At 56.3% G+C, this 11,885-nt stretch carries 12 protein-coding genes; 5 read left to right on the top strand and 7 right to left on the bottom strand.

Annotation, left to right across the window (positions count from 1 at the left end; genetic code table 11):
- Positions 1 to 5: 5 nt before the first annotated feature.
- The 5 genes from TH468_RS03320 (at position 6) to TH468_RS03295 (ending at position 5,124) form a co-directional block, all read left to right on the top strand.
- Positions 6 to 1,169, top strand: coding sequence for a TRAP transporter substrate-binding protein (locus TH468_RS03320; protein WP_085642178.1), 1,164 nt, complete (start codon positions 6 to 8; stop codon positions 1,167 to 1,169).
- A gap of 360 nt (positions 1,170 to 1,529) precedes the next feature.
- Positions 1,530 to 2,102, top strand: a complete 573-nt coding sequence (locus TH468_RS03310) for a TRAP transporter small permease subunit (RefSeq protein WP_007088957.1) — start codon at positions 1,530 to 1,532, stop codon at positions 2,100 to 2,102.
- Positions 2,103 to 2,146: 44 nt separating this feature from the next.
- A complete protein-coding gene (locus tag TH468_RS03305; protein ID WP_085642176.1) occupies positions 2,147 to 3,568 on the top strand; it encodes a TRAP transporter large permease subunit in 1,422 nt (473 codons plus the stop codon).
- 12 nt (positions 3,569 to 3,580) lie between these two features.
- Positions 3,581 to 4,942 carry an amidase gene (locus tag TH468_RS03300; RefSeq protein ID WP_085642175.1) on the top strand — a complete coding sequence of 454 codons (1,362 nt, stop codon included), beginning with the start codon at positions 3,581 to 3,583 and terminating at the stop codon, positions 4,940 to 4,942.
- A complete protein-coding gene (locus TH468_RS03295; protein WP_007088954.1) occupies positions 4,939 to 5,124 on the top strand; it encodes a hypothetical protein in 186 nt (61 codons plus the stop codon). The genes TH468_RS03300 and TH468_RS03295 overlap by 4 nt, the downstream gene beginning before the upstream one ends.
- Positions 5,125 to 5,184: 60 nt before the next feature.
- Here the strand turns inward: TH468_RS03295 and TH468_RS03290 are convergent, their stop codons facing one another.
- From TH468_RS03290 to doeA, 7 genes are all read right to left on the bottom strand, one after another.
- Positions 5,185 to 6,372, bottom strand: a complete 1,188-nt coding sequence (locus TH468_RS03290) for a sulfotransferase (protein WP_085642174.1) — start codon at positions 6,370 to 6,372, stop codon at positions 5,185 to 5,187.
- The gene (locus TH468_RS03285; RefSeq protein ID WP_085642173.1) at positions 6,369 to 7,112 is read right to left on the bottom strand and encodes a hypothetical protein; all 744 of its coding nucleotides are present in this window, start codon (positions 7,110 to 7,112) and stop codon (positions 6,369 to 6,371) included. The genes TH468_RS03290 and TH468_RS03285 overlap by 4 nt, the downstream gene beginning before the upstream one ends.
- Before the next feature lie 30 nt (positions 7,113 to 7,142).
- On the bottom strand, positions 7,143 to 7,427 hold the full coding sequence (locus tag TH468_RS03280; protein WP_085642172.1) for a hypothetical protein: 285 nt from the start codon (positions 7,425 to 7,427) through the stop codon (positions 7,143 to 7,145).
- Complete coding sequence (locus TH468_RS03275) at positions 7,424 to 8,821, bottom strand: arylsulfotransferase family protein (RefSeq protein ID WP_085642171.1); 1,398 nt, start codon at positions 8,819 to 8,821, stop codon at positions 7,424 to 7,426. The genes TH468_RS03280 and TH468_RS03275 overlap by 4 nt, the downstream gene beginning before the upstream one ends.
- A gap of 267 nt (positions 8,822 to 9,088) precedes the next feature.
- On the bottom strand, positions 9,089 to 9,583 hold the full coding sequence (locus tag TH468_RS03270) for an Lrp/AsnC family transcriptional regulator (protein ID WP_085642170.1): 495 nt from the start codon (positions 9,581 to 9,583) through the stop codon (positions 9,089 to 9,091).
- Positions 9,580 to 10,584, bottom strand: coding sequence for a N(2)-acetyl-L-2,4-diaminobutanoate deacetylase DoeB (doeB, locus tag TH468_RS03265; protein ID WP_085642169.1), 1,005 nt, complete (start codon positions 10,582 to 10,584; stop codon positions 9,580 to 9,582). The genes TH468_RS03270 and doeB overlap by 4 nt, the downstream gene beginning before the upstream one ends.
- A gap of 107 nt (positions 10,585 to 10,691) precedes the next feature.
- Positions 10,692 to 11,873 (bottom strand): ectoine hydrolase DoeA, encoded by a 1,182-nt coding sequence (gene doeA, locus TH468_RS03260; protein ID WP_071239610.1) that lies wholly within the window; start codon positions 11,871 to 11,873, stop codon positions 10,692 to 10,694.
- Positions 11,874 to 11,885 lie beyond the last annotated feature (12 nt).

The following is an 11,885-nucleotide window of genomic DNA, read 5'->3' as shown; positions in this document are numbered from 1 at the left end:
AAGTAATGAAAAAGATACCTACGCCTGAAGACGTGAAGTCGAAGCAAGTGTCCCGCCGTTCGTTCCTTACCAAGGGTGCTACCGGTGTTGTTGCCGGTGGCGCTGCTGCTTCGGGGCTGTTCGCCGCCCCGGCAGTTCATGCACAACCTGCACCTTTGGTCGTCAAAATGCAGACGTCCTGGCCGTCATCCGATATCTGGATGACGTTTGCCAAGCAATATGCCGATCGTGTCGAAGCCATGTCGGGTGGTCGCCTGAAGGTTGACCTTCTGCCAGCCGGTGCCGTTATCGGGGCTTTCCAGGTTCTCGATGGCGTCAATGATGGCGTGATTGATATTGCCCATTCCGTGCCGGTTTACTGGTACGGCAAGAACAAGGCGGCGTCGCTGTTTGGTACCGGTCCGGTGTTTGGTGGTTCGGCCACCACCATGCTGAGCTGGTTCTATGCCGGTGGCGGTGAAGAATTCTATCGCGAACTGACCCAGGACGTTATGGGGCTGAACGTGATTGGTCTTCTTGGCTTCCCGATGCCGGCCCAGCCGTTCGGCTGGTTCAAGGGGCAGGTCAATTCTGTCGCCGATATCCAGGGCTTCAAATACCGTACCGTGGGTCTGGCTGCTGATCTGCTGCAATCGATGGGTATGTCGGTTGCACAGCTGCCGGGCGGTGAGATCGTCCCGGCGATGGAGCGCGGCGTTATTGACGCGTTCGAATTCAACAACCCGTCATCGGATATGCGGTTCGGTGCGCAGGATGTGGCGAAGAACTACTATCTGTCGTCCTATCATCAGGCGTCCGAAAGCTTCGAGTTCATCTTCAACCGTGATTTCTATGAAGACCTCGACCCTGATCTGCAGGCGATCCTGCGCTATGGCGTAGAAGCTGCTTCGACGTCGAACACGGCACTGGCGATGGATAACTATTCGTCCGACCTTCAGAAACTGGCGGACGACGGCGTTACCATCCATCGTACATCGAAGGAAATTCTGGCTGCCCAGCTTGAAGCCTGGGACAAGCTGATCCCGCAGCTTGAAGAAGATCCGTTCATGAAAAAGGTTCTTGATAGCCAGCGTGCCTGGGTTGAGCGCGTGACCTATTATGAACTGATGAACTCGCCGGATTATCAGCTGGCCTATGACCACTACTTCCCGGGCAAACTGAAATTGTAATGAAACCGACTGGTTTCATACGGTTTGTCTGACCCAAAGGCTACCCCGGGGACCAGTGGTTTCCGGGGTGGTGCAAGGGTCATGACCCATTAATTTGATTGGAATGGCAGGCGTTATATTTGCGAAATCCAAGGAAAAGCCCGCCGAGCGGGTCGACATCCCGGACAAGGGATTTGACGCCGGAGTTCGCAAATATAACGCCTGTCCTTCGGATCAATCGGATTTGCACGGGCTACTTTGTCGCAAAACCTTGAAAGATAAACATCTTCCTGCGGTTTTGCTCCGCGTATCCGCACAAATCTGATTGACCATTTCAAACAAATTAATGGGTCCTGACCCTACGGTAACGGAAAAGACTTCATGATCAGTTTTATTGAATTCGCGGACAAGCTTTCGGCCTGGTTTGGCAAGGCTTTCGGGTGGCTCATCATCCTGATGACGTTGGGAATGAGTTACGAAGTGATGGCGCGTTATGTTTTCAACGCGCCGACGACATGGTCACTTGATGTGTCCTTCATCATGTATGGTTCGTTATTCATGATGGGCGGGGCCTATACGCTTTCACGCGGCGGCCATGTGCGGGGTGATTTCCTTTATCGTCTCTGGAAGCCAAGGACACAGGCGAGTGTCGATCTTGTGCTTTACATCTTCTTTTTCTTTCCCGGTATCACCGCCCTGATCCTGTCCGGCTGGAAATATTCGTCACGGTCGTGGGGATACGGGGAAGTCAGCGTGAACAGCCCGGCGGGTGTTCCGATTTTCCAGTTCAAGTCGATCATGGTGGCCGCAGGCATTCTTCTGTTCATTCAGGGGATCGCACAGGTCATGCGCTGCATCATGTGTATCCGCGAAGGATACTGGCGGGGTGCTGATGACGATGTCCAAGAAACCGAAGAATTGCTGATGAAGCAGCATGTCGCAAAAGACAATTAACCAAATCGAATTCCGCGATAACCGGTCCGAACGGAGCTGCAAACGTGATTGACGCACATGTCGCCCTGATGATGCTTGGCATCTTCATTATGCTTGTTTTCCTTGGCTTTCCCGTTGCGTTTACGCTGATGGCGCTGGGGATCGGTTTTGGTTACTACGCCTATTTTGACGCAGGACGCATGTGGCGTGCCTTTAACCGTCTGGCCGAGGACAGCGATAGTCTGACATCGGCGATCACCTGGGTCGAAGGGGCGGTGAATAACCGGATATTCGATCTGTTCATCAACCAGACATATACGGTGATGTCCAACGAGGTCCTGACTGCGGTTCCGCTGTTCCTGTTCATGGGCTACATCGTTGAACGCGCCAATATCGTCAATCGGTTGTTTTCGACACTTAATATCGCCGCCAAAAATGTCCCCGGTTCGTTGGGGGTTGCGGCCCTTGTGACCTGCGCGCTGTTTGCAACCGCGACCGGGATTGTCGGTGCGGTGGTGACCCTGATGGGGATGCTGGCACTGCCCGCGATGCTGAAAGCGCGCTATGACAAAAGCTTTGCCACCGGTATCATCTGTGCTGGCGGGACGCTGGGTATTCTGATCCCGCCATCGATCATGCTGATTGTTTATGCCGCGGCGTCGGGGGTATCGATCGTGCGGCTTTATGCCGGCGCATTGTTGCCGGGCCTGACACTGGTCGGGCTTTATCTGCTTTATGTGGTCGGGCGGGCCGTGTTGCAGCCCAAAGCCGCGCCGCGTCCGACATCGGATGAAATTCCCGATGTGCCGCTGCTCAAGGTTCTCTGGTTGCTGGCGACCTCGTTCTTCCCGCTGGCATTCCTTATTCTTGCGGTTCTGGGATCGATCCTGTTTGGTCTGGCAACCCCGACCGAGGCGGCATCCATCGGGGCGCTGGGCGGTATGATTCTGGCACTGGCGTATCGCGCGCTGACCTTCGACCGGTTGCGGGAATCTGTTTATCTGACGGTGCGGACATCGGCGATGGTGTGCTGGCTGTTTGTCGGGTCTTACACATTCTCGTCGGTGTTCTCGTATCTTGGGGGCGAGCATGTCATTGCCGAATTCGTTGGCGGGCTTGATCTGACGCCGCTTCAGTTTCTGCTGCTGGCGCAGTTGATCATCTTCCTGCTGGGCTGGCCGCTGGAATGGTCGGAGATCATCATCATCTTCGTGCCGATCTTCCTGCCGCTGCTGCCGCTGTTTGATATTGATCCGCTGTTCTTTGGCATTCTGGTTGCGCTGAACCTTCAGACATCCTTCCTGACGCCACCGATGGCGATGTCGGCCTATTACCTTAAGGGCGTTTCGCCTCCGGGTGTTTTGCTGACGGATATTTTCAAGGGAATCATGCCGTTCCTGTTCATGGTGATTGTCAGCATGGTGCTGATGTATACCTTCCCCCAGATCGTGTTCCATCTGCCTGATCTGTTCTATGGTGCACGATAGGAGGATGTGGTCATGACCCTTAATCCCTTGCTTAATCTTGACGTTGTTGAACTGCGCGACCGTTTGGCAAGTGGGGCGGTGCGCGCGGTGGAATATGCCGAAGCCTGTCTTGAGCGGATTGCCGCGCTTGAGCCCGACATTCAGGCGTGGGCCTATCTGGATGGCGATTACGTGATGGCGCAGGCCCGTGCGCTTGATGCGCGCCGCCAGTCGGGCATGCCGATCGGGCCGTTGCATGGGCTGCCGGTCGGGTTGAAGGATGTGATTGATACCGCCCGGATGCCGACCGAAAACGGTACCCCGCTTGATGCCGGGCGGGTGCCGACCGAGGATGCGGTGCTGGTCGAAAAGTTGCGTGCGGCGGGCGCGATTATCATGGGGAAAACGGTTTCGACCGAAATGGCGTTCATGTGCCCGTCGAAAACCCGAAATCCGCACAACATATCCCATACACCGGGGGGATCATCGGCCGGATCGGCGGCGGCGGTGGCCGCAGCGATGGTGCCGTTGGCAGTGGGGACGCAAACCGGCGGGTCGGTTATCCGGCCAGCATCCTTTTGCGGGGTGGTCGGGTTAAAGCCGACCTTTGGCGCGATTGCCCGCACGGGGGTTCTGGCCCAGTCGCCGACGCTTGATACCATCGGTGTTTTTGCCCGGTCGGTTGAAGGGGCGGCATTGATTACCGAAATCCTGTTTGGTCATGATGCCCGTGACCCCGCGACCACGCCGCAGCCAGTGCCAAGGTTGCTTCAAACGGCCCGGACCGACCCGCTGGTGACGCCGACACTGGCTTTTGTTCGCCCGCCGCAATTTGACGCCGTGGCCGACGATGACACCGTGATGGCCTTTCGCGAATTGACCAGTGCGCTTGGCGAACATTGTTTCGAAGCCCCGTTGCCCAAGGCATTTGATGATGCGGCGGATTTGCGCGCAAAGATCAATTTTGCCGAAATGGCGAAATGTTATTACAGCTATGAAAAGCGCGGACGCGATCAATTATCCCCGCAGATGACAGAGGCGCTTGATGCCGGGAACAGGGTCACGGCGCGGGATTATCTTGCCGCACTGGACTGGCGCGATCTTTACAATGTTGCGCTTGATGAAGTGTTCCAGCGATGCGATGCGATCATTACCCCGGCGGCCCCGGGACCGGCACCCGGAAACCTTGATACGACCGGGAATGCCATTTTTAACGGTCTGTGGACGTTATGCGGGACGCCTGCGATTACGCTGCCGTTGCTTTGGGCGGAAAACGGATTGCCGATGGGCGTGCAGCTTGTCGGGCGGCGCGGTGATGATGCGCGGTTGCTTCGAACGGCGCGCTGGCTTGTTGAATTTTTGTCGAATTCGGAAAATGAAGGAGCATCGTCATGACCACGTCACGTCTTGATCAGGCAATGGCGATCCTGGCCTTTATCGTGTTTGCCGGTTTTCTTGGCATTCTGTTTGGCTATGTCACGCGCTGGGATCTCGGCATTATGGTCGGGATCACGCTGGCCCTTTGTGGCTGGGATTTCTGGCATATGGGCACAGGGCGCAAAAGCGACCATCACTGATCGCTTTTGCCAGATATCGGATATCGATTAATTCAGGACGCGCCGGGGATTTGAAAATCGCTAGGCGCGTTTTGATTTTGCGATAGATGCGCCGTCCTGCTGTTTGCCGTCATATCCGAAACGGGAGGCTGCAATTGCCGTGACATCGCGGATCAGATCAATTTCTTCGTCGCTGAATTTCGGCCGGTAATAGGTCGGCGCGTGGATGGTCGGGGCGACTTCATTGATGATCGGTTCGGCATCGGGCAGTTCAACATGATCAAACAGACGGCGTAACTGATTTTCCGGGTCGGCGACGAAATCCTCGTACCGAACCACCAGCGTCGCAGCGCCAAGCGCCTTGTTCACGGTCATGCGATCCGCGATGTAATGGTGCAGGTCGCTCCAGTAATGGGCCCAGCCGGCGACTTCTTCGCCATCTTTCCAGTGTTTCATGATCTGGCGGGTGGCGTGCAGATCGCCGGTATTGATCGGACGACGATCAAGGCCGAATTCGTAATGGCCGACGCGCTGCATATGAGCGACCGCGCGCGGATTACCCTGTTCGCCCTTGCAGAACAGGTCGTGCTGCTTGGCAAGGGATGCGATATGCCACAGCGGATCACGCACCGGCAGGACGAACCGGGCATCGGGGAAGATCGAGAGCAGATATTCCATCCTTGTGACCAGATAGTTGGCCTTGGAGATATAGCGTTTGCCGCCGCGAATATGGATCAGTTTGCGGATGTGATCGCGATAGAACTTCTCGAACGCTGGGTTGCTGATCTGCCCATCAAGGACGTTGCTTTCATTCACGTCATGCAGGTGGCGGAAGAACGCCATCCAGATCATTTCCTCGAACGCTTCGGGGCTTTCGGGTGTGATGTTGATGCCATCCGCATGGGTGCGTTCAACCGCGACTTCCTTGCCCTTGGGGGCAAGGTCGACAAACTTGTTCCACAGATAGGGCGTGAAAACCGGCGGATAGTCGCGGTAACGATGGGTTGCCGCATCCGAATGACGGGCCAGCGTTTCCAGAAGGATCGTGCTGCCCGATCGGGCGAGGCCCGCGACAAAGACCGGCTTTTCTATTTGGACATCTTCAATCGCATCACCGGCAAGTTTCGTTTCGAAATTGCCAAGTCTGATCCATTGCATCGGGTGGCGGGCAATCAGGCCGCTTAGCCAGTTATCCCAGCCCGATACATGGAAGGCTGCGCCATTAGACGCGGGTGTGGTTGATTTTTCGGATGTCGTTTGGCCAGTCATTCGATGCGAAATCCTTTTTTGATCGCCAGCGACCCCAATACGAGGGCAAGGAAGAAAGTCAGTTCCCAGCCACGTGCCCAATCCGGGCCGGCGCTGATGATTTGTTGGGTTGGCAATTCGAAACGAAGCTGTGTTACCGGGCTGTCGTCAGGCAGATAGCCCGCCGGGTTGCCGATAATCAGGTTCCACCACTGTTTTTGATGGATCACGGGAATGGCGGCGGCTGGTGCCACCAGATAGGTTTCACCGTCACTGGCACCGGGCACCTGAACGACGGGGCAGGCACCGTCTTCCATGCCTGCCGGATTGATGCCGACCTGTTCGATGGTGACATTTTCCGGCTGGGCGCTGATGGAAACCTGCTGCCCCGGTGCCGGGCAGCTATAACCGTACTGCCCGTCCAGCCAGACGATCATCGCAAGGGCAGGCAGGGACGCGAGAACCGCCGGGCCGATGACAAATCCGACCAGTTTCAGCGATTGGGCCAACTGCGCCTTGGCCAGCTTCATGCCTTCGGCAAAGTCTTCGCCGTCGTCTTCGGCCATGGCCTGACGGGCTTCTTTCAGCCGTTCCTTGATCGCCTTGATGCGGGTTTGCGGCGACAGCCATTTATAGAGCAGCATCGATATCACGGCACAGATCAACGCCCAGATCAGGACACGGCCAAACGGCCCAAGGGCATCTGCCATCAGGGTATCAAATGCGCCAAAGGCGGGGGCGGGCCAATCGAGTATTCCCATGCTTTATCGTTCCTGCTGATCGTCTGCGGCTTAGGCTTTTGGCTGTTCGGACGGTGCCGAATGTGTGGTGCTGGCGGTGTTGGTGCCGGTGGTGTTCTGCTGCGCGCGTTTGCGTTTGCGCATCATTTTGCGAATTGGCCACAGCAGGACAAAACCGACGGCGACAAATACAGCCGCCAGAACCGCCCACAAGGCGGACAGCAGGCTAAGCCCGGCACCCGGTCCGACATAGGCCTGTGCGGGAAGGGCGGTCAGAAGGGTTGCGGCGGCAATCGTGGCGGTGCTGATCGAAAGCAGTTTCATGTTCTGTTTCATTGGTTGTCTCCATTCGTGGAGGTCGGGGTGAAGTCGGTGTCGCTATAAAGGGCGGCGCGTTCATCGCTGATGCGCTCGGCCTGCGACACGACGGGGATCAGTTTCTTGCCAGCGTTATCGGGATCATCACGGCGGATCGGGTTGTGGTATTCCCAGACGATCTCGCCTTCGGGGGTGACTTCGAGAAGGCGGCCACCCGATGATTCGGTGATCAGGGTATTGCCATTTTCAAGGCGTTGCTGATCAGCACGGATATTGCTGTCGAACCTGTGTTCGGCCGTGCCCTTGTATTCCCAGGTGATGCCGTTGGTTGCGGGATCGATTTGCAGGATGCGCGATTGACCGGCTTCCGGATCGGCAAGCTGCCCCTGATTGTCAAACAGCAGGATATCGCCGTTTGGCAGGACATCCGGGTCATGCTGCCCCAGCCAGGGGCCACGTGTTGCCCAGACGACTTTTTCCGCATCAATATCAAGCACGGCAATGATGCCAAGATCACGGAAGGACAGAACAACATCGCCCGCCTTGCCCTGTTCAAAGTTCTCTGCGGTTTCTTCGGTAATCAACTGGATCGTGTTGGTGTGCAGCACGTCCTCGTTCGAGAAATAGGGCGTGAAATCGACCATGTTGGCGTAGCTGGAATTGATCAGCGCATCGAGGATCGACACGCGTTTGATTTCCTTGCCTTCGGGGGACAGGATCACCGCGAAATCGTCCAGACGTGGCGGGGTCAGCTGTTTGCGGTTGGGATATGAGTTAAAGCGGAATTCCTGGGTCAGGGCATAAACCCGGCCATCGGGCGCAATCGAAAAATCGTGATGCGCGGTCCCCAGATATTTCCAGACCGGTTTCGAATCCCGGTCGATCTTGGCCATGCCATAGCCATATGGCGTGTCGCCCGCTGCGGTATATTGCACGATCAGATCACCATCGGGCGCCATTTTGGCGGTATGCCAATGCATGAAATCGTCTTTTTGCGGATTGGGGATCGGCGATGTTTCATCGTGGATTTCGCTGAACGGCATGCGCCATTCATGGACGATGTTGCCATCCATATCGACCAGCACCGCATGCGGCCCGTCACCCGATGAATACAGCGTCAGGCCTTTCTGGGTCTTGTCCGTTTTATTGATCGTCACACCGGTTTCTTCGGTCCGTGCCGGTGCCCAGAAATCAAGACGTTCAACACTGCTGTATTTCGTGCGTTGTTCCCACAATGCGGTGCCCGCACGCCAAGCATTTTTCATCGACTGGTAGGGTGGTACTTCGGCAAGTACGACAAACGCACCGATACCAAAGCTGATCGCGGCGATGCCGGTCATGAAAGCAGCAAAAAAGACTTTATCGCCGCGGTTGTTTTCCGCAGTTTCACTGGTTTGTTCAGGTGCAGGCACGCGATAATCTCCTTGTCATCTGACAAAAAGGTTACGCGGGCCTCCGGGCAAATTTACGGCCAATATCAAGGGGATTGGGGCGGTTTGGCCGCTTTTCGCCTTTGTTTCGCCCAAGAGTTTAATTGCTGGTGGGGATGTTTTTTGGGGCTTTCTTCCGGTGGGTGTGGGCGGCTTTCCGCCACATCATCCATCGCCGATCAACCGGGTGAAGGCAGGCGGAATGCCATCGCATGGCCATGGATGGCATTCCGGTGCAAAGCCGTTTGATTATCGGGTGCGGGCAGGCGGGTCCAGAAGGGCGTCAATCGGCGGGACTGGTGTTACCTTGACCTTTTTGGTGACGATATAGGTGAAATAGCGGTCAATGCCGATCCCCGCGATCAGAAGCCCGTCGATCAGGCGCTGATAGGCATCGACATCGCGGCAGAGCACCTTGAGCATATAATCCACCCCGCCGCCAAGGGCGTAGCATTCGACGATTTCCGGGATGTCCTGAACGGCCTTTTCGAAAATCGCGAAATCCTCGTGCTGGTGATGGCGCAATGTTACCTCGGTCATCACAAGCGTCGGTTTGACCAGCATTTCCAGATTGATATGGGCGTGATAGCCCGAAATGACGCCAAGGTCCTCAAGGCGTTTGAGCCGTTCCCAGCACGGGCTTGGCGAAAGGTTCACCGCCTCGGCCAGTTTGACCTTGGTGATGCGCCCCTCGCGTTGCAGCGTGAGCAGGATTTTCAGATCCTGATCATCCAGCCTGATCATTTCCCGACCACCTCGGCAATGACGGCAAGACAGTCGCCGGTTTTGATCAGGCCGGGGAAATGGCGACAGGCGACGATGCCGTCGCGCGGTGCCTTGTATTCGGTCGGCACCCAGCCGGTCCGGTTGGCATCGTAAACGCGCGCAATCAGATCACCGCGCGTGACCATCTGCCCTAGATCGACACAAGGTTCGAACAGGCCGCCTGAAACCGACGCAACGAAACAGTTGCCATCCGGCATATCGAGCATGACGCCGCTATCGTCGGGGACGTCGGGCTTACCTGTCAGAATACCGGCATGGATCAGAAGGTTGCGCACCCCGCGATCGGCAATCGCCACCCGTTCAGCCGTGGTTGACCCCCCGCCGCCCAGTTCGGTGGTGACGAATGTTTTGCCGGCTTCCTCAACAACCGTGTCGAACATGCCAACCGAATCAAGTTCCAGCATCATCATTGAATAGGGGGCGGCAAAGGCTTTCATCGCGTTTACGCAGCGGGCTTCCTGTTCCTTGTCGTCAAGGACGTGGACGGCGGCAAACGGGATGAAGTCCAGCGTCTTGCCGCCGGAATGCAGATCAAGGACGATGTCGGCTTCGGGCACCAGATGGCGCAGAACGTAATCGGCGATTTTCTGTGTCACCGTACCGTCGGCCTTGCCGGGGAAGCTGCGGTTAAGGTTGCCCTTGTCAATCGGGGAAGTCCGCGACGCATTCAGGAAAGCCGGGAAATTCATCGCCGGTAAAATGATGACCCGCCCGGTGATTTCAGCGGGTGACAGTTTCCCTGCCAGTTTGAACAGCGATACCAGACCTTCGTATTCGTCACCGTGATTGCCGCCGGTCAGAAGGGCGGTGGGGCCATTGCCGTTGCGAATGACCGTGATCGGGATCATCACAGCCCCCCACGCGGAATCATCACGCGAATAGGGCAGCTTTAAAAAGCCGTGATGAACACCATCCTGATCGAACGGGATCGTTGGCGTAATCGGGGATTTCTTTGTCATGGCCGTTTCCTTGCATAAAGGCAGGATACCGCGACCTTCGGTATCCTGCGTGTCAGTCTTGCACCGGCATTTTATCTGCGATGCGATTGTGATCGGCGGTATTCGCGTCAGTTTTTGACGAATAGCTGCCTTGGATAACTGGTCAGTGTCTTGCTGCCGGTTTCCGTGATCATCATGCTTTCGGTGATCTCGATCCCCCAGTCATCAAACCAGAGTCCGGGCATGAAATGGAATGTCATGCCGGGTTCAAGAACCGTGCGGTCACCGGGGCGCAGGCTCATGGTGCGTTCGCCCCAGTCGGGCGGATAGGAAAGCCCGATGGGGTATCCGCACCGGCTATCTTTGTGGATGCCGTATTTTTGCAGCACGCCAAAGAAGGCAATGGCGATGTCTTCGCAGACATTGCCGGGTTTGGCGGCTTCCAGCCCGGCCTGAAGGCCTTCGATCAGGGCACTTTCGGCATCAAGGAAACGCTGTTCGGGCTGCCCCAGATAGACCGTGCGCGATAGCGGCGCATGATAGCGTTTATAGCAACCGGCAATCTCGAAAAACGTCCCGGCATCGCCGGGGATCGGTTTGTCATCCCAGGTCAGATGCGGTGCACCGGCATCGGCACCCGATGGCAGCAACGGCACAATCGCCGGATAATCCCCGCCGATCCCGTCAATGCCGACAATCCCGGAACGATAGATTTCGGCAACCAGTTCGTTTTTCTTCATGCCCGGTTCGACAACTTCGAAAATGCGTTCATGCATGTTTTCGACGATGCGGGCAGCCTGGCGCATATAGAAAATCTCGGTCTCGGATTTTACGGCACGCTGCCAGTTCACAAGTGCCGTGGCATCATGGAACTTTGCATTGGGCAGATGGGCCTGCAATTGGGCGTAACATCTGGCGGAGAAATAGTAGTTATCCATTTCAACACCGATATTGCGCGTGCCCCAGCCGCGATGTTCGATCACCTCGGACAGGTAATCCATCGGGTGATGGGTGGTCGATTGCACATAGTAGTCGGCATAGGGGATGATGCGGTCATGGGTCATATAGACCGTGCGCTTTGCCCCGTTTGCGTCCTGCGACCGGCCGAACCAGATCGGATCATCTTCGATCGGGACGAGGACGCATTGGTGAACATAAAACGACCAGCCGTCATAGCCGGTCAGCCAGGCCATGTTTGATGGATCGGTCACGATCAAAAGATCGAGCCCCTTTTCCACCATGGCTTTTTTTGTTTTTTCCAGACGCTCGGCATATTCCTCGCGCGTGAAATTCAATTCAACCTGGCTCATTGCAGGCCTCCA

Origin of the sequence: Thalassospira sp. MCCC 1A03138, from assembly GCF_002115785.1 — a bacterium.
Taxonomy (GTDB): domain Bacteria; phylum Pseudomonadota; class Alphaproteobacteria; order Rhodospirillales; family Thalassospiraceae; genus Thalassospira.
The sequence above is the reverse complement of the archived record's forward strand: the minus strand, read 5'-3'. Positions and strand labels throughout refer to the sequence as shown.